Origin of the sequence: Rathayibacter sp. PhB179 (assembly GCF_004345345.1) — a bacterium.
GTDB classification, from domain to species: Bacteria; Actinomycetota; Actinomycetes; order Actinomycetales; family Microbacteriaceae; genus Rathayibacter; species Rathayibacter festucae.
On the sequence record NZ_SLVD01000005.1, the window covers coordinates 328,781 to 349,241 of the forward strand.

The window sequence follows — 20,461 nt, forward strand, 5'->3', positions numbered from 1 at the left end:
CTCGCCCACAAGGTGCTCCGGAAGCCGCTCGGACCTGGTAGTGCTGCGCTGTTCGCGTGGTCAGGGGGCGCGATCAGCGGGCACGGTCGGCGGCGGTGTCCCGCGTCAGGCGCTGCGGGTCGTCCGCTGGAGCAGGTGGCGCGCGACGTCGACGGCGAGCCCGCGGTCGTGCGTGAGCACGAAGTCGTAGAGCCCGGCCGCGTGCCGAGCCGGGTCGACCTCCCGCGCGACGAGGGTCGCGGCGAAGTCGGCGGTCAGGACGACGACGTCCCACTCCGCCGCGAGCGGCTCGTTCTCGTCGATCTCCTGCACCCGGATCGCGGGGGAGAGGGAGTCCGGCGCTCCCGCCGCGAAGGCGAAGACCAGAGCGCACTCCTCGGCCAGCGCCGCATAGCGGACGGCGGTGCGCGGCGTGAGGTTCGACCCATGCTGGAAGGTCGAGAGGAGGATCGCGGAGTCGCCGCTCGCCCGCGCACGCGCCTCGAGGAAGTGGCTCATCTGCAGGAGCAGATCGCGGGAGGAGCGGCGGCTGGGCAGCACGGAGGCCACGATCTCGAAGGGCGTCCCCGCGCCCGCCTCGTCCGCCGCGGGCCCGACGACGTGCCGGAGGAGCGAGGCGGAGGGCGCCGCCGGGACGACCGGGGACGGCCGGCCGAGGAGCCAGCCCTGCCCGTGCGTCGCGCCGATCGCCCGTGCGGTGAGCAGATGCTCCTCGGTCTCGATGCCCTCCGCCACGACGACCACGTCGCGCGCCGCCGCCAGCGTGTTCACGGTGCTCATGATCCGGGCGGCGTCGGTGTCCGCGTGCCCCTGGATGATGCGCATGTCGATCTTGATCACGTCGGGATCGATCAGCGGCAGCAGAGCGAGGGACGCGGGGTCGGTCCCGAGATCGTCGATGGCGATCGCGTGGCCGGCCCGGCGCGCCTCCTCGATCACCGCGAGCAGACCACCGGGCGAGGCCAGGAGGGCGCGCTCGGTCACCTCCAGGACGATCGGCGCGGGGGAGGCGATCTGCTCGAGGAGGCCCCCGCGCAGCGATTCCGCCTCCACGTTCACGAAGAGCGCGTGCGGAGTCGTGAGGCCCGCCGCGGTCGCGGAGCCGAAGGCGCTGCGCCAGCAGGCGCCGTCGAACTCGGCCATGCGGCCGTCGGCCTGCGCCGCCTCGAGGAGCTCGAACGGGAAGGCGTCCCCGCCGGCCCCCTGGACCCGTGTCAGCGCCTCGTACGCCGCCGGCCGACGGGTGGTGAGGTCGACGATCGGCTGGAAGACGGTCGTCAGGACGGGGGAGTGCACGGCCGCGATTCTACGGGCGGGACGGCGGGCCGCCTCCTGCGCGCGGCCGCGCCGACCGGCCCCTTCCGGGGGCGGCCGAGGACTCGCTGCATCCCCGGCGCGGGGGCGAGGAGCCCGGAGGCGCGTCAGCGACGGGAGTGGCCGAGCGCCTGCTGCAGGAGGGGCCGGAGGGCGTCGCCGTCGACGCCGCGCACGACGGGGACGCCGGCGACGTCGTCGACGTCGGGCGCCGCTCCGGGACGGGCCGGTGCGACCCGGCGGAGGGCGATCGCGGCGACGGCGTCCGGGTGGCGGCGGGCGAAGTCGCTGTAGAGCCGCGGGTCGTGCTCGCCGTCGTCGCCGACGAGGACCCAGGAGAGGTGGGGGAGGTCCTCGCGCAGGCGGGCGAGGCAGTCCCGCTTGTGCTCCTCGCCGTCGCGGAACCACCGCCGCGGGCTCGTGCCCCAGTCGGTCATCAGGACGGGTCCGGTGGGGAAGCCGCGCCGGGCGAGGAACCGCGAGACGACGCCCGCCAGATTCCACGGCCCGTTGCTGACGTAGACGACGGCGGTCCCGTCCTGCCCGGCGATCGCCTCCCGCAGCAGCTCCGCCATCCCCGGCACCGACCGCCGGGTGGCGCTCGTCGTCGAGAAGGTCCGCCAGGCCGCGCGCGCCGGATGCGAGATCCCGGTCACCCACACCGTGTCGTCCACGTCGCAGACCACGCCGCGGGCGGGCTCCGAGGTGACGACGTGCACCGTCACCGGAACGGGAGCGCGACCTGCGACGTGCAGCAGGGCCTCCGCCGGCCCGGGCTCGAGACCGTCGGGCACGGCGAAGCGCGCGTCGACGATCCCCGCGCCGTCGCTCGTCCCCGTGGCGCTCGCGCCCGCGAACTCGATCCGCACCGGCACTCCGGGGCTCTCGAGGGTGAGAAGGCGGTGCCAGGCGCGCAGTCCCCGCCGTGCGGACGGCTCCACGGCGGCCGGGGCGAGGACGACCCGCGCCAGGACCCGCGCCGTTCCCGCGCTCGCGTAGCCGGAGAAGGGGAGCAGCGCGGGGGACCAGCCCTGCTTCCGGGCCCGAGCGGAGAGGCGATCGCGCAGCCCGGTCTCGGCGCGGTTCGCGACGGAGAGCGAGACGCTGCCGAGGCGGCGGAGGACACGGGGCGGAGTGGGCATGGGGCACGCTACCCCGGGCCCCGCTCGAGCGCGAGGAGAGCCGACCGCTCGGCCGGCAGCGGCCCTCGCGGACCGCCCATGTCGGTGGTCGTTCGTAGCCTGCTGCGCAGTTTCGATCATCCGGTCGACGCCTACGGCTTGCGGAAGCCCTCGAATGCGAGACGGGAGCCGACGATTGACACTCCCGGCCGCTCGCTATGCAACATCCGATAATGCACATTATGTCAGGTTTGAGTTGTGGGATCGCGGGACGGGTTCGCTTCGGGCGGTTTCGACGACATGCTGCTGAACGGCAGGGCATTACCTGTGCCGCGCGCCTCGATGGGGGCGCGCAGCCGCGCAACGCCACGAAGCGGTCCTCGCTCGTTCGATCTTCCAGGCGACCGACGAGCAAGTCGACAGCGGTTCGCCCCACCTCTTCGATGGGCTGCCGGAAGGTCGAAAGGCCGAGTCAGCCGTTGTGGCTTCGGAAGAGTCTCCAGATCAGCATGGCGACGGCCATGCGCTCGCGGCCTGCGGGCGATCGAAGATCAACTTGTAGAGCTTGGCCAAGGCGAGTGATGCGGCCCTGCATGCTGCTGTGGTGGAAGTTGGCGGCACGCGCTGCTGATCTCAGAGAGTCTGCATGGAGGTAGTGGTCGAGGATGTCGATTGCCTCTGCCCCGTGTGGCCCTGATGCCAGTCGTTCGAGGTGAATCACGTCGGGCTGTTCCGCTACGACCGCGGGGTCGAGAGAGCTGACCAGGCGTAGGGCTCCGAGTGTGTCGGAATCGAGTAGTCGCGGCCATGATGAGGTGGCGCCGGCGAAGCGGAGCGTGTCGCGTGCGATGACCCAGGATCGTGGTGCGTCGAGAATGCCGACGATGGGTCCGCTCGCCGCTCGCCCGGTGATGCCGTGCGCGGCTGTCCAGTCGACGGGTTCCGAGCCGACAGCGATCACCAGCGAGAGGTGCTTCGACAGTGGTGCGATGTGCACCGGCCGCTGCCAAGCAGTACGGAGAAAACGGGTGGCGGGTTCATCCAGCGTTGATCCTTCTGACTCGACCGCGATGAGTTGGATAGAAGTCGCTGGTTGTAACCCGATAAGGCGTGCAGCGCGAGACCTTTCCGCCTCTGTGCTCCTTGCGTTAACGAGGAGTTGCGCGAGGGCCGGGTCTGAAAGCCCTGATGCGGCGTCTACCCCACCTGAGGGACGTTGGCGCGCTAGGACAGCCGTGACAGTCAACGCGAAGCGCTCGAGGATGAACTCGTCGAGCTCGTGACGGGTGTCGCCTCGTTCCAACCAGAGGGTGCCGTGTTCGTTGCTGCCCGCATCGACGTTCGCGTGCTGCGAGACGTGAGCTGCCGATCCCGCCAACAGTGCGCCGTCGCTGGAGTACCGGGTCGATAGTCCTCGAGAGGGGAGCTCTACTCCTGCGGGACAGTCGGCGAGAACTGCTGTCGCTCGTACCACGGCGTCAAGGTCCGGGTTGTTGGAGGCCAGCTGGTCGAAGTATGCGACGACACGAAGCGCACGCTCTCCGGGAGTGTCGACGTTGAGCAGCTTCACCATGAGGCCCTGCATGCTCTGATCCTACGAGCAGGATCGCCCTGTGACCGCCATCCGTCTGGTCACAACGATGACATCTGCCAATTGGCGGTCTGCGTAGCGGGTGGCGAGCGGGATGATGGCGGAGTGACTGTCGACGGACTCCCCTTGCGCCTTGATCCTGAGCTGGCTGCGATCAGCGTGATGATCCCCAGCTTCGACTTCACCGACGTTGAGGGATCGCGCCGTTTCGAGCAAGAGCTCGTCGCTCAAGGCAGGCGGACTGTCGAGGGTGTGGTCACCGAGGATGTACTCGTTCCGCGTCGCGATGGTTCAACTGTCGCCGCCCGGATCTACCGCCCCGAACAGATCGGGGTTCTGCCGGCCGTTCTGTACATCCACGGTGGCGGTTTCGTCCTCGGCGGATTGGACACGGAGGACGACCGTTGCGCCTACTACGCGCGAGATGCGCACTGCACGGTCGTTTCCATCGACTATCGACTAGCACCCGAGCATCCCTTCCCGGCAGCGTTCCACGACTGCGTCGATGCGCTCTGGTGGATGCACGACGAAGCGACCTCGCTCGGAATCGACAGCCGGCGGTTGAGCGTCGGAGGTAATAGTGCTGGGGGTGCGATCGCGGCCTCCATCGCCCTGGCCTCGCGCACCGACGAAGCACCCTCCCTTGTCCATCAGCTCCTTGTGAATCCTGTGCTGGACTGCCGGAGTGAGACCGCTTCGATGCATCGATTCACGACCACGCCGGGCTGGAACCGGGAGCAGAACCTCCTGATGTGGGAGCTCTACTTGGGTGACTCCGCGGTGCCGGTAGACCATCGGGCTGCTGCGGCTCTCACTGATGACGTCGCCGGTGCGCCGCCCGCGTCCATCTGGGTTGCGGAATACGATCCCCTCCGCGACGAGGGCTACGCCTACGCGCAGCGGCTGATGGCCACCGGCGTCCCCGTCGGGATCATGCAGTACCCGGGCACCATCCACGGCTTCGACGGCTACCGGATGACCAACGTAGGAAAGCGCGCCCTGGCAGACCAGATCACCGCACTCCGATGGGCTCTTCGCACCTGAATCGACAAACGGCGAGTTTCGTGCCGTGAAGACAGCCAAATGGCGGTCAGGGGATTTGGGTGGCAACCGTAACGTCGGTGGCACACCTCAAGTCGTCTCGAATCCCGTAGGCGCAGCATCGCTCTACAGCTGCGGCCACGCTTCGTTTCGGCCCCGGAAGGACAATGATGACCTCTCGCGCCCCCGTCGATCCCGACGTCGTGACTCTGATCGCCGACGCACCCGCCATCCTGAACATCGATCCCGCTGCGACGGCAGATCAGATCAGGACCAGGGAGGCTCGCCTCCACTCGTGGATGCGGGGCGACATTGAGCCCGAACTCGACCGTGTTCCGACGCGAGAGGATTCCGTCGCTGGAGTGCGCGTTCGCTGGTACGGCGATGAGCGACAGGCCAACAACGACCTCGTGGTGTACCTCCATGGAGGTGGCTGGCTCGCCGGTGACGTCGATTCGTACGACCCGGATGTTCGCCGGCTCGCCGCGCACCTCAGGCTTCCCGTCGTCGCGATCGACTACCGCCGGACGCCTGAGCACCCGTTTCCGGCGGCCATCGAGGACTGCATCGCCGTCCTCCGTGAGCTGCAACGGGGTCCTCACCGATCACTCTCCCTCGCCGGAGACAGTGCCGGGGGAAACCTTGCCCTCGGTGCCGCGATCGCCCTGAAGACCGAGAGCATCGTGTCGTCGATGCTCCTGCTCTACCCCGTGGTGGATCCGACGGCGTTCGACAACCTCTCCTATACCGACAACGGTGCCGACTACCTTCTGACAGCCGATGCCATGCGCGGATTCTGGGACTTGTACGTGCCCTTGGATGAGCACCGCCGTCATCCCAGCGCGGCCCCCCGCTTCGCGGAGCTCGAAGGGCTCCCGCCGGCGGTCGTGGTCAGCGCGGATTTTGACCCGCTTCGCGATGAAGACCGCGAACTCGCCTCACGCCTCATCGCCGCCGAAGTGCCGACCACTTACCTGCCCAATCCCGGGCTCACTCACGGCTTCCAGCAGATGGTCCCCCGCATTCCCGCGGCGACGAGAGCCCTCAGACGCGCCTACACCGCCTTCGCGATCACGATCGCCAGCACCGGAGCCCCCTCTCCCCTGCTGCCGGCGCCGACGCGCTGACCTGGCCGAAAGGACACCGCCATGACCACCTCGCACATCGTCCACTTCGGTGTGGGCAATTTCCACCGTTCCCATCAAGCCAAGTATCTTCACGAGCTGCACCAGCAAGGCCACGACCTCGAATGGACCATCGTCGGAGCCGGGCTGCTTCCCGGAGACGTCCGCATGCGCGACGCCCTCCAGGCCCAGGACTACACCTACACCCTCGTCGAGCGTGCCGCCGACGGCACCGATGAGGTGCACCGCGTCGCGTCCATCTCCGGCTACCTCTACGGCCCTGATGACCCCGCCGCGCTCATCGAATTGCTCGCCGACCCTTCTACTCGCATCGTGTCGCTGACCATTACCGAAGGTGGCTACAACCTCTCCGACACCACCGGACGGTTCGATACCAGCAACAGCACGATGCGCGCCGACACGTGGCGGAGCGAGCAGCCAATGACCGTCTTCGGTTATCTCGCCGCCGCTCTGCGCCGTCGGCGACGCGCGGGCGTAGAGCCGTTCACTGTCATGTCCTGTGACAACATCCAGAACAACGGCGACATGGCGCGCGAAGCACTCGCATCCTTTATCAGAATGACCGACCTTGATCTGGCCGACTGGGTCGAGGAGACCACCGCATTCCCCGGAAGCATGGTCGATCGCATCACCCCCGTCACGACTGACGCGGATCGGGAGTGGGTCCGCGCGACCACCGGGTATGAGGACGCGTGGCCGGTCATCAGCGAAGACTTCACCCAGTGGGTGATCGAAGAGAACTTTCCGACCGGCCGTCCCCACTGGGAGAACGTCGGGGCGCAGCTCGTCGAGGACGTCGCACCGTTCGAGACGATGAAGCTCCGAATGCTCAACGGGTCCCACCAGGCGCTCGCGTACATCGGTCTCCTGAACGGCTACACCTTCGTGCACGAAGCGATGGCCGACGTCACAGTCGCAACCTTCGTGGACGTCTTCATGACGGAGGCGCAAAGCACAGTGCCACCCGTCGAGGGAATCGACTTGCACGATTACCGTGCCCTGCTCCTGCAGCGGTTCTCCAACCCCGCAATCCGCGACACGCTCGAGCGCCTCGCTACCGATGCCAGCGACCGCATCCCCAAATTCGTCGTCCCGATCGCTCAGGATCTCCTCCATCAGAATCGGATAGCGCCCGCCACGGCCGCTGTCATCGCCAGCTGGGTTGCAACTGTTGACCAGAGCCGCCGCTCCACTCAGCCCCTCAAGGACCGCCAAGCGGGAGACGTTGAGCAAGGACTCCTCGACGAACGAGTCGTCTCCGGGTCATTCCTAGATCGTCCCGACTGGTTCAGCACGCTCGGCGATGACCCCACCTTCCGAGCGGCGTACACCTTCTCGCTCGACCACTTCCGCCGACAGGGTGCTCCACTTCTCCCGGCCGCCACCCCCAACCGCTGACTCCCTCTTCTCCCTTCTCTTTCCGCTTCTAGAAAGGCATCATCATGAACCGCACCAGCCGCATGATCGCGCTCGTGGGCACCGCCGCCCTCGCAGTGTCCCTCAGCGCTTGCAGCGACGGACCGATCGGCGCGTCCAGCGACACGACCGACAACGCCGGCAGCGACGCCGTCAGCGTTCAGTTCGTCAACCCGCTGCCCAACTACCCGGCCTGGCGCGTGATCGGCGACTGCATGGCCGACCAGGCCAAAGAACGCGGAGTCGACTTCACGGAGACCGGGCCCACCGGGCAGGCCATGGACCCGACCACGATGATCGAGCAGATCCAGGGCGCCATCGCGAACAAGAAGTCGGGCATCATCACGCTCCCGGCCAGCGACGCCTTCGGTCCTCTGCTCCAGCAGGCCCGCGACGCGGGGATCGTCACCGCCACCATGTACGGAGACGGCGCGGAGGGCAGCGGCGCCGACATCAACGTCGGCATCAACTGGACCGAGCTCGGCAAGGTCTACATCGACGAGGTCGAGAAGCTCCCCGGCGACAAGAAGCTCGGAATCGTCACGAGCGCCGACACCGGAATCGGCAAGCTCTTCATGGACGGCGTCAAAGCCGCCGTCGCCGACTCCGACGACATCGAGATCGTCGGCGAGGTGTACACCGGCGATGACTCCGCCAAGGCCCTCGCTCAGACCAATGCCCTTCTCACTGCGCACCCCGAGGTGAACGTCATCGTCACCAATATGGGCACCGCCACTCAGGGCGGCATCTCCGCCATCGAGTCCAAGGGACTCACCGGGAAGGTCTCCTTCATCGGCAACGGCCCCGATAACGGCGGCAAGGAAGCCATCGAGAACGGAACCGAGTACCGCTTCCTGCTCCAGGCGCTCTGCGATGGCGGCAAGGACGCGCTCGACGCCGTCGCCGACCGCCTCGAGAGCGGAACCGCTGCCGGCGGCGACGCCACCCTCATCGACATGGGCACCCGGATGGCCACGAAGGACGACTACGCCGAGTACGTCGAGAAGGGCTGGTCGTGACCGACACCGCCGCCCTCGAACTCCGAGGCATCCGCAAGTTCTTCGGATCCGTCGCCGCCCTCGAGCACGTCGACCTCGCCGCCTACCCGGGCGAGATTCACGCCATCGTCGGCGACAACGGCGCCGGAAAGTCCACCACCATCAAGATCATCACCGGAATCCACCGAGGCGATGGCGGAGACATCCTGATCAACGGCGACATCGTCGAAGGCCACGGCGCCAGCACCCTCGAAAAGGGGATCGCCGTCGTCTACCAGGACCTCGCCCTCGTCGAATGCCTCGACATCTCCACCAACATGGCGCTCGGAAACCTCCCCAAGCGCTTCGGAATGCTCCTCGACCGCAAGCGCATGGACCGAGACGCCGCCAAGGTGCTCACCGACCTCAACGTGCGTGTGGGTGATGTGAAGACCCCCGTGGGGCTGCTCTCCGGCGGCCAGCGTCAGGTCGTCGCCATCGCGCGCGCCGTCCGCATGGACACCCCCACCATCCTGCTCGACGAACCGACCGCCGCCCTCGGAGTGCAGGAGACAGCTCAGGTCGGACGGATGCTCGACGAACTCCGCGCTGCAGGCAAGGCCGTCATCGTCATCAGCCACGACCTCGACTTCGTCTTCCAGCACTCCGACCGCATCACCGTGCTCCGGCTGGGGAACAGCGTGGGCACGCGTCGCACCGCCGAAACGACTCGCGACGAGATCATCGGGATGATCACCGGCGCGATCCCCCGCGGCGCTGCGGCTGCCGCATCGAAGGAGAAGTCATGACACAGATCACCTCGACCGCCCCCGCTCCCGTCGTGACCGCGAAAGCAGCACGCCGGATCCCCTCGCTTCTAGTCCGCCAAGAAGCCTCCCTGCTCGGTGTCGTCGCCGTCATCGTCATCGCGGCGACACTGATCAACCCGGCGTTCCTGACCGGCGACAACATTACGGAGATCCTCCGCAGCTCCGTGATCTACTTCGTCATGGCCTGCGGCGCGGCGCTGCTCATCATTGGCGGAGGACTGGACTTCTCCGTCGGCGCGATCTTCACGCTGAGCGCCCTCACCGGCACGTCGCTGATGAAGATCGGTGTTCCGATCCCCCTCGCGATCCTCGCCGCCCTCGTCATCGCCGCCCTCGTCGGCGTGCTCAACCACCTGATCATCACCTACTGGCATGTCCCGCCGATCATCGCCACCCTCGGAGTCTTCTTCGTCGTCCTCGGCGCCAACTCCCTCATCACCGGCGGCCTCGACGTCCTCCCCCTCCCTCCTGAGTTCGTCCGTCTCGGACAGGGCTACTTCATCGGCATCCCCAACATCATCTGGATCGCCGTCCTCGTCGGCATCGTCACCTGGTTCGCTCTCGAACACACCCGATTCGGTGTCAACATCCGCGCCCTCGGCGGCAACCGAGCAGCAGCCGTCGCCAACGGACTTCACGTCAAGAAGCTCGACCTCGCGCTCTACGCCATCGCAGCAGTCACCGGCGGCATCGCCGGCCTGCTCTACTCCGCACGAGTGGGCGCCGGGCAAGTCGAAGCAGGCGGCTCCGCGACCACACTCGTCGTCGTCACCGCCGTCCTCATCGGAGGCGTGAGCCTGCTCGGAGGACTCGGGAACATCACCGGCGTCGCCATCGGCGCCGTCCTGCTCTCCCTCATCGACAACGCGCTCATCGTGTCCCGCATCCCACCCCAGTTCAACAACATCGTCGTCGGCGCCATCCTCGTCTGCGCCGTCGCCGTCGACCACCTCCGCCGACAGCAGCTCTACAAGCGCCGCTGAGAACACCAACCCAGCAGCAACCGTGCCTACACCAATAAGCCACCACCCACGGCTCTATCGGCGCAGGCGCTGTCGCGCGTCGAACAACACCATCTCGAAGACACAAGCCCGGGAGGGAAGAATGACCACGACAGGGCATCAGCCGGCTATCGAGAAACAGCGCCCTAATAGCGTGGCTCCCCACATCCTGGTCATCGGTGAAGCTCTGATTGACATTGTCGAGAGGGACGGCGCGAGCAAGGAATACGTCGGCGGCTCCCCCGCCAACGTCGCTCTCACCCTCGCCCGTCTGGGCCGCAACGTGTCCCTAGTGACCGACATCGCCGATGATGACCGCGGCCGGCGCATTGCCGAGCACCTCGGCGCCTCCGGGGTGGATGTAATCCACGGTGACGCGCCACGCACTTCGACCGCTCGCGCCGTGCTGCGTGAGGACGGCTCGGCCGAGTATGTCTTCGACCTCTCGTGGAACCCGCCTACAGCCGATCCGAGCGACGCCACCCACGTGCACACCGGCTCCATCGCTCTCTACCTCGAGCCGGGCGGCTCCGCCGTGCTCGAGCTACTCGAGGGGCTGCCGGCCGGAGTCACCGCGAGTGTCGACGCGAACATCCGCCCGGCCCTTGTTGGAGAACACCGGGAGGCACTCGCGCGCTTCGAGCGGGTCGCGGCGACCTGCGAGATCGTCAAGCTCAGTGACGAGGACTCCGAGTGGCTCTACCCGACAATGCAGCTCGACGAAGTGCTGACCCGGCTGCTCGCACTCGGCGCGCAGCTCGCGGTGATCACGCGTGGAGGCGAGGGGCTGTTGCTCGCCTCCTCCGTTGCGCGCGTCACGGTGTCCGCCGCGAGGATCGTGGTCGCGGACACGATCGGCGCGGGCGACTCCGCGATGGGAGCGATCCTCGACGAGGCCTTCCGGCAGGGGCTGGGCGCGCCGCAGGGGATGCTGCTCGATGAACCGTCGTTGCGCGCGATCGGGCGGTGGGCCGCTTGCGTCGCGGGCGTGACAACATCCCGAGCAGGCGCCGATCCCCCAACACGGGCCGAGCTCTAACACGGCTCCGTTCTCCGTCCGAGAGCCGGGTTTCAAGCGCAGAAGCGTTCCCGAGCAAGCCGATCACTACCTGCGGATGAGGCGGCTGACAGCTACGCTACGGCGCTGCTTGCTGAGATGACCAGTACGAGCAAGGTCGTCTCCCGTCCGCTCGCGCACTCACCCTGCGCGAGCATGCCCACCGCGATCGGACCAGTCGCGCCCTCGGATCGTACGCACTCATCACCCGTTGGGCCCGATCACAGGACACAGGCTGGAAGCTTCGAATCGACCGCAGGTCGCGCCGCGGGCTACATCTCGTTCAAGAAAGTTGCAACGACGATTCTCGATGTCTTCGGACCGAAGACCCTGAGCGAAAGTACTTCAGGCGCTCGAATTAAGTGCGTGCTCAGCTTGTAGCAATCCGAGGGTGGTTCCGGGCACGTATTCTCCTCGGAATACCTCGTGCGCGGGCTCGGTCTGGGTGTTGTCCAAGCGGCGCATCATGATGTCGGTCGCTGCTATCGCCATCGCCTCCACGGGTTGGCGCATAGTTGCGAGGCCGAAAAGTGGCGACCGGTACACGCCAACTCCGTCGAACCCGGTGACAGAGACGGCTTGAGGACTCAAGATTCCCGAGGTGGCGAGTACTTCCAGAGCACTGACCGCGGTCGGGTCGTCACCGGCCATGACGGCCGTGACTCCGGAGTCCACGGCGGCACGTAGCGCGCCGGGGAATGTGGCGTCTTCCGCTCCGGGGATGCCTATTACCGATGTTCCCGCTGCTTCGAGGGTCTCTCGGTACCGGGTGGTGCGTCGCGATCGCCAGCCCGGCAATCACGGCCGGAATCGTGCCGCCTCCTCCAAATCACCGGTGCTCATTGCGCGGACGCTGCGTGTACAGCGGCGGTTGTAGGTCGGGTGGGAACGCACCCTCGACCGGTGGTTCGTAGGGCAGCGCCTCCCCGATGCGGTTCTCGTCGGTGGAGTCCGCGAAGGGCCCGTCTGGGGAGAGTAGGACGCTCATGTGCGGGTCGCAGTGGTTGATCCACCACGCGCTCATCCCGGCTTTCGGGTCGGCGCGTGCGGCCTCCCACGCCCGCCACAGGGCTTCGATGCGCTGCTGCGCTTCCTTGGACTCCCACCAGGCTGCTTTCCACCGCGAACCGCCGCCGGAGCCCTGCGCCATGACTCGGCGCCGGTAGGTGCCAATGAGCTGCTTGCGCACGAACTCATCCGCGGATCCGAAGTGCGTTGTCGGCTGCTCCCCCGCGTCGACGTCGACGCTCACCGCTGCGGTGGTGGGCTCGTCGGCGCCGAACGGGTCGTCGTCGTCGTAGTCGCTCATGCGTGAGTCGCCGGCGTGAGGTCGTGCCCCTGCTCGGTGGACGGCGTGGGCGTCAGCGGTGGCGCTGGACCTGGTCTGTGGTTCGCGAGGGAAGCGTTGATTGCGGCGACGAGCGGCTTGGGGCCGTCGAACCATGGGACGGGGCGCAGGATGGCGGCGCGGGAGCCGGAGGACATGAGGATCGCCCTCCCGATCTTGCGTCCCTTTTTCGGTGTGGGGAGGTTCGCGAGCTCGGCGACGTCGAGGATCAGTTCCCGCTTCAACGCGCTGGTGGTGGAGCGCACGCCCTTGTTGATGCTCGCGGAGGTCGTCTCGCGGTCGTAGGTGCCGATCAGCTCGGACACCATCCGCAGGAAGCCCGTCTCGGAGATTCCGCCGGCGTAGATCTTCGCGTTCGCGGCCGACCAGAGCTTGTCCATGCCCTCCCGTCCGAACACGCTGACGCCCTGCGACCAGGACTGGAACACAGACATGATGGGGATGCCTCGGGAGCCGTAGTGGCTGTAGAGGTCGGGGAGGTCCCGCCAGCGGCAGACGTTCGCTGCCTCGTCGAGCACGCCGAGCATCGGTGTCTGCATCCGACCTCCCGGCGAGACGGCCGCCAGCTCTTCCGCGGCTTCGACGGTCGCCGCGGTGAGGGCGAGGACGAGGGGGCCGGCGCTGCCGGCGCCCTCCTTGGACAGGCTGTAGAGCGTCCCGGTGGAGCGCACGAAGGCTGCCGGGTCGAACTCCGGCCGGGTGTCGTTCTCGCCGGTGCGGTTCACCCACTGGCGGGTGCCGGAGTCCTTCAAGCAGGACGCCATGCGCCGGGCAGTGGAGTACACCGACCCGCGCTCCCGGTGCTCCAACCGCGTTGCGCCCTGCAAGCTTTTGGCCATCAGCGGGAAATCGCTCGAGGCCAGGATGTCTCCGGCCGTCTCGTCGCCTGGTTTCGTCGTCCACTCGTAGACGTCGGTGATCGGGCGGCATGCGGATGAGGGGCTGCAGGCTCGCGCTGAGGAGGGCCGAGTGCCATTTTTGGGCGATGATCGAGATCATGTCAGTTTGATCTTGTTCCGGAAGCGTGTGATTGTCGTCGACGCCTCGCTGCTCGGCAGTCGCGGTCGCCAGTGCCGGCGTCCTCGGCAGCTGCGTCGACCCCGACGGCGGCGACGCCCTCCGTGCCGCTACCGCTCCGCCCGCAGGCCCTGATCCTGCAGGTGCGCACTCACCACCGCGTCCGCCACGCGCCCGGCCGTGCTCGTCTCGCCGAGCGGGCCGCCGCGCAGCCGCATGGCGAGCTCGCCGGTCACGACGAGCAGGAGCTCCTCCGCGAGCTGCGGCGCCTCCTCCCCCACCAGCGGTGCGGCGAGCTCGGTCAGCCGTCCGCGCAGTGACTCCGTATCGGCGCGGACCGCGTCGGCGAGCTCGGCCGGCGGGTCGAGGTACTCCGCGGACGACGCCAGGAACGCGCACCAGCGGGCGCCGTGCGGCCGCTCCCGGAAGCGCTCGAGTGCGGGGAGCACGGCCAGCAGCCGCTCCCGGTCCGAGTCCGCCCGCGCGATCTCGGCGTCCCAGGTCTCGAGCCAGGCCATCTGCCGACGGGCGAGGGCGGCGGCGACCAGCGCCTCCTTGCTGGAGTAGCCGCGGTAGAGGGTGGCGGCCGAGACGCCGGCCAGCGCCAGCACGGCGTCGATCGGGGTCGCGGCGATCCCGCGGCTGAAGAAGAGCTCCTCGGCCGCGTCGAGCAGCTTCGCCTCGGTACGAGGTCTGATCGACGCGGCTCGGAGTGGAGTGGACATGCCTCCAGCCTAGACTCTGTATATGAAACGCACGTTTTCGTTCTCGTCCCCGGTCCCCCTCGTCCTCGCCGCCACCGGGCTCATCGCGGCGACCTACGGTCTCGTGCGCTTCGCCTACGGTCTCCTGCTACCGGAGATGCGCTCCGAGCTGGGCTTCGACGCGGCCACGGCGGGCGGTGTCTCGGCCGGCGCCTCCCTCGCCTACTGCCTCGGCGCCGTCGCGGGCTTCGTGCTCGCCTCCCGCGCGGCCCGCGTCCTCGTGCTGGCCGCCGGTGCGACGGCGGGCGCCGGGTCGCTCGGGATGGCGCTCAGCCAGGAGTTCGTCCCCTTCGCGATCGCCGCCGTCATGAGCTCCGTCGGCGCAGGCCTCGCCTCCCCCGCACTGGTCGACGTGCTCCGACGGGCGTCCGCCCGGGACGGCAGGCGCGAGCGCAGACGATCGTGAACTCCGGGACGGGCCCCGGGCTGGTCGGAGCGGGTGCCCTCGCCCTGACGCTGCTCCCGGGCTGGCGCGCCCTGTGGGTCGTCGCGGCGGTCGTCGTGGTCGCGGCCGCCCTCGCCGTCGCCGCTCTCGACGGCGCCACCCCGCGCCGCGAGACCCCGACCGCTCTCTCCACGGCCTGGCTGCGCGCACATCGCGGGGCGATCCTGGCGGCGGCGCTGCTGGGCGCCGGATCCGCCGGAGTCTGGAACTTCGGCAGGACCCTGCTGGTCGAGGGCGGGAGCAGCACCGCGGAGTCGGTCGTCGCGTGGATCGTCCTCGGGATCGGCGGCACCGTCGCGATCGCCACCGCCCGCTGGACCAGCGCCCTGCCGCCGCGCACGGCCTGGACGATCACCACGGCGACGGCCGCCGTCGGGACCCTCGGCCTGGCGCTCACGGCCTCCTCGCCGCTCGCCCTCCTGGCGTGCCTCCTCTTCGGCTGGGGCTGCACCGCCGGAACCGGAGCGCTCATCGCCTGGACCACCGCCCTCGACCCGTACCGCGCGGCGACCGGCACGGCACTGCTCTTCGTGGTGCTCATCGCGGGCCAGGCTGTGGGCGCCGTGGGGCCGGGAGCGCTGCTCGGAGGGGCCGGCGCCACGGTCGCCTTCGCCGTCGCCGCGGTCGCGACGGCCGCCGCCGGAGCCGGCCGCCGAGCACCGGCGCGGAGGATCGAGGCGAGGAGCGGAGGCGCCGGCACCGGTAGCCTCGCGGCATGACCTTCGCGAACGTCGGCACCCTGGGGGCCGCACCCGGCAGACGGGACGAGCTCGTCGCCCTCCTCATCGAGCACAACGGCGCCCTCGTCGACGCCGGCTGCCTGGCCTACGAGGTCGGCGTGGACGACGAGCAGCCCGACACCGTCTTCGTCGTCGAGCTGTGGGAGAGCGCCGAGGCGCACCGGTCTTCGCTGGCACTCCCCCAGGTCCAGGCCGCGATCGCGTGGGCGCGCCCGCTGCTCAGCGGCGCCTTCGGCGGCCACCGCTTCGACGTCGTGGGCTCTCCGCTCCGCAGCTGACCCCCGGGACCGGTCTCCGGGGCCGACCTCCGGGGCCTGCCTCCGCCGAGGGCTCGATTCGGGCTGCGCGGACGTCTCCCCCGTACGTCGACGCCGTCGGTGATCGCGCATCCGTCCCTCCGCCCGCTGATACCGATCCCGCCACCCCGCCACCCGAGAGCAGAGCGCCATGATCAGCACCTTCCTCGTCGAGCACGCCGCGCTCGTGCCGATCGGCTTCTGGATCGCGGTCGCGCTGGTCACGGCGCTCGCCTGGCTGCTGCACCGGCGCGGCGCGAGGAGGACCCTCCTCGTCCTCGCCGCGCTGGCCTTCCTCGCGGGCATCGCGCTGACGATGTACCCGCCGGACGGCACGCCGCCGGTCTTCTGCACCGTGCAGTTCTCGGTGCCGTTCGACGGCATCGACACCCTCGCGAACATCGCCCTCCTGCTCCCCGGGGCCCTGCTGCTCGCGGTGGCGGTCGGCCGCCCGGTGCTCGTCGCCGCCGCCGTCTCCGGCCTGTCCGCCCTGATCGAGCTGGTCCAGGCGAGCGTCCCGGCGATCGGCCGCTCCTGCGACACCAACGACTGGTTGATGAACACCATCGGCGCCGTCCTCGGCGCGCTCCTCGCCGCCGCGATCCTCGCGATCGAGAACCGGCGGGCCGGCCGACGCGTGTCGCGCTGACGCCGCGTCGCGCTCGACGTCTGGATGTCGGGTCAGTGCGGTGGGCGCAGCGACTCGGCCGGGCTCAGAGCCGTGTCGGCGGTGCAGCCGAGCTCGCCCGGCTGGAGCAGCACCGGCGCCACGACGACGCGGGTGACGGCGCCCGCCTCGCGCTTGACGAGGACGCAGTCCTCGGCGTGCCCCATCGCCACTCCGACGTCCGTGCCCCGCAGCACGACCGTCGGCTGTGCGGCCACCTCCCGAGGTCCCGTCGGAGCCGCCAGACGCTCGCTGATCGCGGCGGCGATGTCCTCGATCGTGCCCGGGTCCTCGGGCAGCGCGGTCAGCACCTCGACCGCGGCCTCCTCCGCGTTCGCGGCCGGCACGACGGCCTCGCGCGTGTCGGGCGGCGCAGTGACGCTCGGCGTCGACGCGTCGCACTCGACGTCCTGCACCCCGGTCGTGGTGCCGAAGACGGTGACGCCGTCGACGCTGTGCCGGCCGTAGAAGTCGAACTCGATCCGGAAGCAGTAGGGCTGTCCGTCCACGCCGACCATGCGCGTGGTGAGGGCGCCGAACGCATCGTCGAGCTCGGGCGCGTCGAAAGACTCGATCCCGACCAGGTCGGCGCCCTCGGCGGCGGCCTCCCTCGCGACCTCGTCGATGTCATCCGGCCGGTCTGTGCCGATCCGATCCGCTAGCGCGGCGGCACTCTCGCGCGCGGTCGTCTCGGCGACCTCCCTGGTCGCGTCACCGGGGCCGTAGAGGGTCGGGGCGCAGCCGGTGAGCAGTGCAGTGGCCGCGAGGCCCGCCAGAAGCGGCACGGTGCGAGAGCTGCGCGTCACGATCGATCCTCTCCGGTGGCGAGTGGTACCGGCGAGCATAGGCAGCGGCCGATCCCACGGAGAGATCCTACGAGCGGGTCCGAGCCCGAGGCGGCGATGTCGCGTCTCACCTCCGCGGACGGATCGGTGTCCCGCGGGCCCGGGATCACCGGCCCTACCCTGGGCGGATGGACGGCACGGTCGATCTGCTCACACGTAGACTCCGGCTCCGGCGACTCACCCGGGAGGACGAGGCAGCGGTGACGGCGTACCGGGGTGACGCCCGCGCCTCTCGGTTCCTCGGTCACGGTCTGCTCGCGGAGGGGCAGTACGCCTCCTGGTTCGAGGAGCGGGACGCCGAGTGGGACCTGCGCGAGCCGGGTCACCGCCGCTTCTACGGCATCGAGGTCCGGGCGACGGCGGCGCTCGTCGGTGACGCCGTCCTCGTCCGATCGGCGGACGGGCAGCAGGGTGAGATCGGCATGTTCCTCCACCCGGACACGGCCGGCCTGGGCTACTCGCTCGAAGCGGGCGGCGCTCTCCTCGACGTCGGGTTCGGGACGCTCGGCCTGCATCGCATCATCGGACGCGCCGCAGCCGACAACCGCGGCTCCGTGCACGCGATGGAGCGGCTGGGACTGCGGCGCGAGGCCCTCTTCCTGCAGAGCGAGAGACGCGGCGAGACCTGGATCGACTCAGCGGTCTACGCGATCCTCGCGGACGAGTGGAGACGCAGGAGGCACGCAGTGGAATCGACCGGTTGACGGTTCTTCCACGGGTGCGGGGCGCGCCCTCTCACGGCCGCGAGGAGACGGAGAACGACGTCCCCGTGCAGGTATAGGTGGAGCCGCCCACGACGTGGACTCCCTCGCCCAAGCGCGAGCACGTCTGTGCCGCATCCACGAGGATCGGGACCAGGACGACGAGAAGCACCGCAATGAAGGCCACTCCGAGAGCCGCGATGATCACACCGGCGAGGGCCAGGCCGTTCCTCTGACCCGCTCGCCGAGATCGGATGAGCGCGATGAGACTGAGGATCAGCCCCGCCACATTGAGGAAACCGATGAATGCGAGGACGAATCCGACGATCGTCACCACTCGATTCGAGCGCTGCTGGCTCTCGGTCATCGTCCTTCGGCCGCTGGGAGAACCGCTCTGAGCGGGAGGAGAGCTTTCTGTCGTCACTCGGGGAACCTAGCGGAGACGCGGTCCTCCTGACGAGATTCCGGACGGCTGATTCATCGAGAGCACCGAGCTCGATCGCCAGCGAATGTCCGAGTTCGTTCGACCTCGCCGCGAGTCGACGACCGACAGATATTGCTCATCACAGGTTCACTCACCACTCCGCTGAAAGGAGCGCTCGCACGAGCGCCCGGTCCGAGAACCGGTGACGGCGACCGGCTCCACTCCTGGGGAGGACCATGCTGATGTCCGCTCCCTCGATGGGACGCAGCTCCCCCGTCAGGTCGCTTCGCGCAGGCCGGTCCGATCGTGGAGAAAGGTCGCAGGAGGGAACGGTTGGGCAGTACGGTCCAGATACGAGTGACGGCGACCGGCTCTTCGCCTTCGCGAAGACCGAGTGGCTGAGCCGGGACGTGACTGCCGGACGGACGGCGAGCACGCGTGCGGCGTCGCTCTGGGGGACGGGGTACTGATGAGAGTCACGAGGATCACGCTCGGCATCGCCGGCGCCGTGCTTGCGGCGGCGGCAGTGGCGACGACGATGGGTGTCTCGGCTGCGCAGGCCGGCGGAGATGGTCCGAGCACTCCCGTGGAGACCGCTCGCACTGAACCGGCCGCTGCTGAGCCCGCCGTCTCGCCGGACGAAGCATCTGCAGAACGCGTGGAGCACTTCCCTGCACTTCAACCGTACGACGCCTCTCAGCCTCTGGTGCCCGTCGCCGAGCTGGTCGGCTCCGCAAGAGCGGTCGTCGACGTCGGCGCCGAGAAGAGCCCTGTCTACGCAGCCCTCCTGTCCTACGGAGATCTGCGGGTCGCCCTGCCGAGTCTGGCCTCGGACGTGCAGATCTCTGCCGACCATCCGGTCTACGTCCTGACGGTGCATCACACGATCCAGAACTGGGGCGCGCTCTCGGGCACGGTGGCCAAGACCTGGGACGTCTACACACTCGTCTGCGATGGACCCACGGGCGACATGATCGCCTCCGGCACGGGGACGGACATCGAAGCGCTCGGGATCGAGGGAGAGTACGTCGAATAGCGCCGACGAGCGCGCCCTGCGATGCGGCGGCGCCTCGGCTTGTCCTCACAAAAGACGAGCGATGATCGCCTCCCGTCGCCGGCGCTCGCCCTCAGCCCGCGGGGGCACCTGGAGGAGTGGTCACGAGCAGGTACCGTGCCGCGCCTCCAGCGTCCGCGGGCACCGACCAGCGGTGCGGGCGCGACGTCTCGATCGTGATCGACTCGCCGGCCGACACCGTGTGAGACGCTCCGTCGGCGTAGGTCAGCACCGCGGTGCCCTCGGTGACGAAGACGAACTCCTCGCCCTGATGCACGAAGTCGACGTCGTCGGACTGTCCCGGCTGCGCAGTGAAGAGGTACGCCTCCGTCCGCCGGCCCGGGCCGCCCGCCACCAGCCGAGCGCGCGGGGCGTGCGGCGCGTCGCTCGCGCGCAGATGCGCCTCCGGTGTCGTGTCGTCGGAGGAGGCGATCGCCGGCACCAGCTCGGCCGGCGGCACGTCGAAGGCTGCGGCCAGCGCGTAGAGGGTCGAGAGACTCGGCAGCAGGCGGCCGTTCTCGAGCTTGGAGAGGAACGGCTGCGAGACCCCGGCCTCGGCCGCGAGCGCGCGCATCGAGAGTCCGCGTGCGGTGCGCAGGGTGCGCACGAGCACGCCGATCTCGGAGGCGAGGGCCGGCGCCACGACGGCGTCATCGCTCATCGGTCC

Annotated in this window: 23 protein-coding genes; 13 read left to right on the forward strand and 10 right to left on the reverse strand. The window is 69.0% G+C overall.

Going from position 1 to position 20,461, the window contains the following annotated elements:
- Window positions 1-105: 105 nt before the first annotated feature.
- The 3 genes from EDF43_RS12805 to EDF43_RS12815 all read right to left on the reverse strand — a co-directional run bounded on the left by EDF43_RS12805 (window position 106) and on the right by EDF43_RS12815 (window position 4,020).
- Window positions 106-1,296 (reverse strand): EAL domain-containing protein, encoded by a 1,191-nt coding sequence (locus tag EDF43_RS12805; protein WP_165909107.1) that lies wholly within the window; start codon window positions 1,294-1,296, stop codon window positions 106-108.
- A gap of 125 nt (window positions 1,297-1,421) precedes the next feature.
- Window positions 1,422-2,456, reverse strand: coding sequence for a phosphatase domain-containing protein (locus EDF43_RS12810; RefSeq protein WP_132437227.1), 1,035 nt, complete (start codon window positions 2,454-2,456; stop codon window positions 1,422-1,424).
- Window positions 2,457-2,907: 451 nt separating this feature from the next.
- Entirely contained in the window at window positions 2,908-4,020 is a 1,113-nt protein-coding gene (locus tag EDF43_RS12815) for a helix-turn-helix domain-containing protein (protein ID WP_123737038.1), read from the reverse strand.
- A gap of 111 nt (window positions 4,021-4,131) precedes the next feature.
- On the opposite strand from EDF43_RS12815, the gene EDF43_RS12820 reads away from it, so the two are divergent.
- The 7 genes from EDF43_RS12820 (at window position 4,132) to EDF43_RS12850 (ending at window position 11,475) form a co-directional block, all read left to right on the forward strand.
- A complete protein-coding gene (locus EDF43_RS12820) occupies window positions 4,132-5,070 on the forward strand; it encodes an alpha/beta hydrolase (RefSeq protein WP_132437228.1) in 939 nt (312 codons plus the stop codon).
- Between the two features lie 167 nt (window positions 5,071-5,237).
- On the forward strand, window positions 5,238-6,194 hold the full coding sequence (locus EDF43_RS12825; protein WP_165909108.1) for an alpha/beta hydrolase: 957 nt from the start codon (window positions 5,238-5,240) through the stop codon (window positions 6,192-6,194).
- A 21-nt stretch (window positions 6,195-6,215) separates the two neighbouring features.
- Complete coding sequence (locus EDF43_RS12830) at window positions 6,216-7,610, forward strand: mannitol dehydrogenase family protein (RefSeq protein WP_132437229.1); 1,395 nt, start codon at window positions 6,216-6,218, stop codon at window positions 7,608-7,610.
- Window positions 7,611-7,654: 44 nt separating this feature from the next.
- Window positions 7,655-8,647, forward strand: coding sequence for a sugar ABC transporter substrate-binding protein (locus EDF43_RS12835; RefSeq protein ID WP_123737034.1), 993 nt, complete (start codon window positions 7,655-7,657; stop codon window positions 8,645-8,647).
- Window positions 8,644-9,414 carry an ATP-binding cassette domain-containing protein gene (locus EDF43_RS12840; RefSeq protein WP_207901735.1) on the forward strand — a complete coding sequence of 257 codons (771 nt, stop codon included), beginning with the start codon at window positions 8,644-8,646 and terminating at the stop codon, window positions 9,412-9,414. The genes EDF43_RS12835 and EDF43_RS12840 overlap by 4 nt, the downstream gene beginning before the upstream one ends.
- Window positions 9,411-10,418, forward strand: a complete 1,008-nt coding sequence (locus EDF43_RS12845; protein ID WP_132437231.1) for an ABC transporter permease — start codon at window positions 9,411-9,413, stop codon at window positions 10,416-10,418. The genes EDF43_RS12840 and EDF43_RS12845 overlap by 4 nt, the downstream gene beginning before the upstream one ends.
- A gap of 121 nt (window positions 10,419-10,539) precedes the next feature.
- Window positions 10,540-11,475: a carbohydrate kinase gene (locus EDF43_RS12850; protein WP_132437232.1), complete on the forward strand. Its 936-nt coding sequence runs from the start codon at window positions 10,540-10,542 to the stop codon at window positions 11,473-11,475.
- Window positions 11,476-11,838: 363 nt separating this feature from the next.
- Here EDF43_RS12850 and EDF43_RS12855 read toward each other — a convergent pair whose 3' ends face one another.
- The 4 genes from EDF43_RS12855 to EDF43_RS12870 form a co-directional block, all read right to left on the reverse strand.
- Window positions 11,839-12,291: a substrate-binding domain-containing protein gene (locus tag EDF43_RS12855; RefSeq protein WP_132437233.1), complete on the reverse strand. Its 453-nt coding sequence runs from the start codon at window positions 12,289-12,291 to the stop codon at window positions 11,839-11,841.
- A 31-nt stretch (window positions 12,292-12,322) separates the two neighbouring features.
- Complete coding sequence (locus tag EDF43_RS12860) at window positions 12,323-12,802, reverse strand: DUF4913 domain-containing protein (RefSeq protein ID WP_123737029.1); 480 nt, start codon at window positions 12,800-12,802, stop codon at window positions 12,323-12,325.
- The gene (locus EDF43_RS12865) at window positions 12,799-13,593 is read right to left on the reverse strand and encodes a TraM recognition domain-containing protein (RefSeq protein ID WP_243646306.1); all 795 of its coding nucleotides are present in this window, start codon (window positions 13,591-13,593) and stop codon (window positions 12,799-12,801) included. The genes EDF43_RS12860 and EDF43_RS12865 overlap by 4 nt, the downstream gene beginning before the upstream one ends.
- A gap of 375 nt (window positions 13,594-13,968) precedes the next feature.
- Window positions 13,969-14,583 carry a TetR/AcrR family transcriptional regulator gene (locus EDF43_RS12870; RefSeq protein ID WP_132437235.1) on the reverse strand — a complete coding sequence of 205 codons (615 nt, stop codon included), beginning with the start codon at window positions 14,581-14,583 and terminating at the stop codon, window positions 13,969-13,971.
- A gap of 22 nt (window positions 14,584-14,605) precedes the next feature.
- Between EDF43_RS12870 and EDF43_RS22155 the strand changes: the two genes are divergently transcribed.
- From EDF43_RS22155 to EDF43_RS12885, 4 genes are all read left to right on the forward strand, one after another.
- Window positions 14,606-15,028, forward strand: coding sequence for a YbfB/YjiJ family MFS transporter (locus tag EDF43_RS22155; RefSeq protein WP_207901737.1), 423 nt, complete (start codon window positions 14,606-14,608; stop codon window positions 15,026-15,028).
- Window positions 15,025-15,786 carry a hypothetical protein gene (locus tag EDF43_RS22160; protein ID WP_207901739.1) on the forward strand — a complete coding sequence of 254 codons (762 nt, stop codon included), beginning with the start codon at window positions 15,025-15,027 and terminating at the stop codon, window positions 15,784-15,786. The genes EDF43_RS22155 and EDF43_RS22160 overlap by 4 nt, the downstream gene beginning before the upstream one ends.
- Window positions 15,783-16,085, forward strand: a complete 303-nt coding sequence (locus EDF43_RS12880; RefSeq protein ID WP_132437236.1) for an antibiotic biosynthesis monooxygenase — start codon at window positions 15,783-15,785, stop codon at window positions 16,083-16,085. Before EDF43_RS22160 ends, EDF43_RS12880 begins: the two co-directional genes overlap by 4 nt.
- A gap of 169 nt (window positions 16,086-16,254) precedes the next feature.
- Window positions 16,255-16,752, forward strand: a complete 498-nt coding sequence (locus EDF43_RS12885; RefSeq protein WP_132437237.1) for a VanZ family protein — start codon at window positions 16,255-16,257, stop codon at window positions 16,750-16,752.
- Between the two features lie 32 nt (window positions 16,753-16,784).
- On the opposite strand, the gene EDF43_RS12890 is transcribed toward EDF43_RS12885, so the two are convergent.
- Entirely contained in the window at window positions 16,785-17,576 is a 792-nt protein-coding gene (locus tag EDF43_RS12890) for a hypothetical protein (protein ID WP_132437238.1), read from the reverse strand.
- A 167-nt stretch (window positions 17,577-17,743) separates the two neighbouring features.
- On the opposite strand from EDF43_RS12890, the gene EDF43_RS12895 reads away from it, so the two are divergent.
- Window positions 17,744-18,319: a GNAT family protein gene (locus EDF43_RS12895; protein WP_132437239.1), complete on the forward strand. Its 576-nt coding sequence runs from the start codon at window positions 17,744-17,746 to the stop codon at window positions 18,317-18,319.
- Window positions 18,320-18,350: 31 nt separating this feature from the next.
- On the opposite strand, the gene EDF43_RS12900 is transcribed toward EDF43_RS12895, so the two are convergent.
- Entirely contained in the window at window positions 18,351-18,650 is a 300-nt protein-coding gene (locus EDF43_RS12900) for a hypothetical protein (RefSeq protein ID WP_132437240.1), read from the reverse strand.
- A 484-nt stretch (window positions 18,651-19,134) separates the two neighbouring features.
- On the opposite strand from EDF43_RS12900, the gene EDF43_RS12905 reads away from it, so the two are divergent.
- On the forward strand, window positions 19,135-19,776 hold the full coding sequence (locus EDF43_RS12905; protein WP_132437241.1) for a hypothetical protein: 642 nt from the start codon (window positions 19,135-19,137) through the stop codon (window positions 19,774-19,776).
- A gap of 91 nt (window positions 19,777-19,867) precedes the next feature.
- On the opposite strand, the gene EDF43_RS12910 is transcribed toward EDF43_RS12905, so the two are convergent.
- Window positions 19,868-20,455, reverse strand: coding sequence for a helix-turn-helix domain-containing protein (locus tag EDF43_RS12910; protein WP_123737022.1), 588 nt, complete (start codon window positions 20,453-20,455; stop codon window positions 19,868-19,870).
- Window positions 20,456-20,461 lie beyond the last annotated feature (6 nt).

Excerpts from the sequence above, each read along its gene's own strand:
- EDF43_RS12810 (WP_132437227.1), bottom strand. The coding sequence starts at position 2,456 with ATGCCCACTCCGCCCCGTGTCCTCCGCCGCCTCGGCAGCGTCTCGCTC.
- EDF43_RS12815 (WP_123737038.1), bottom strand. The coding sequence starts at position 4,020 with ATGCAGGGCCTCATGGTGAAGCTGCTCAACGTCGACACTCCCGGAGAG.
- EDF43_RS12825 (WP_165909108.1), top strand. The coding sequence starts at position 5,238 with ATGACCTCTCGCGCCCCCGTCGATCCCGACGTCGTGACTCTGATCGCC.
- EDF43_RS12830 (WP_132437229.1), top strand. The coding sequence starts at position 6,216 with ATGACCACCTCGCACATCGTCCACTTCGGTGTGGGCAATTTCCACCGT.
- EDF43_RS12835 (WP_123737034.1), top strand. The coding sequence starts at position 7,655 with ATGAACCGCACCAGCCGCATGATCGCGCTCGTGGGCACCGCCGCCCTC.
- EDF43_RS12845 (WP_132437231.1), top strand. The coding sequence starts at position 9,411 with ATGACACAGATCACCTCGACCGCCCCCGCTCCCGTCGTGACCGCGAAA.
- EDF43_RS12850 (WP_132437232.1), top strand. The coding sequence starts at position 10,540 with ATGACCACGACAGGGCATCAGCCGGCTATCGAGAAACAGCGCCCTAAT.
- EDF43_RS12860 (WP_123737029.1), bottom strand. The coding sequence starts at position 12,802 with ATGAGCGACTACGACGACGACGACCCGTTCGGCGCCGACGAGCCCACC.
- EDF43_RS12870 (WP_132437235.1), bottom strand. The coding sequence starts at position 14,583 with ATGTCCACTCCACTCCGAGCCGCGTCGATCAGACCTCGTACCGAGGCG.
- EDF43_RS22155 (WP_207901737.1), top strand. The coding sequence starts at position 14,606 with ATGAAACGCACGTTTTCGTTCTCGTCCCCGGTCCCCCTCGTCCTCGCC.
- EDF43_RS12880 (WP_132437236.1), top strand. The coding sequence starts at position 15,783 with ATGACCTTCGCGAACGTCGGCACCCTGGGGGCCGCACCCGGCAGACGG.
- EDF43_RS12885 (WP_132437237.1), top strand. The coding sequence starts at position 16,255 with ATGATCAGCACCTTCCTCGTCGAGCACGCCGCGCTCGTGCCGATCGGC.
- EDF43_RS12895 (WP_132437239.1), top strand. The coding sequence starts at position 17,744 with ATGGACGGCACGGTCGATCTGCTCACACGTAGACTCCGGCTCCGGCGA.
- EDF43_RS12910 (WP_123737022.1), bottom strand. The coding sequence starts at position 20,455 with ATGAGCGATGACGCCGTCGTGGCGCCGGCCCTCGCCTCCGAGATCGGC.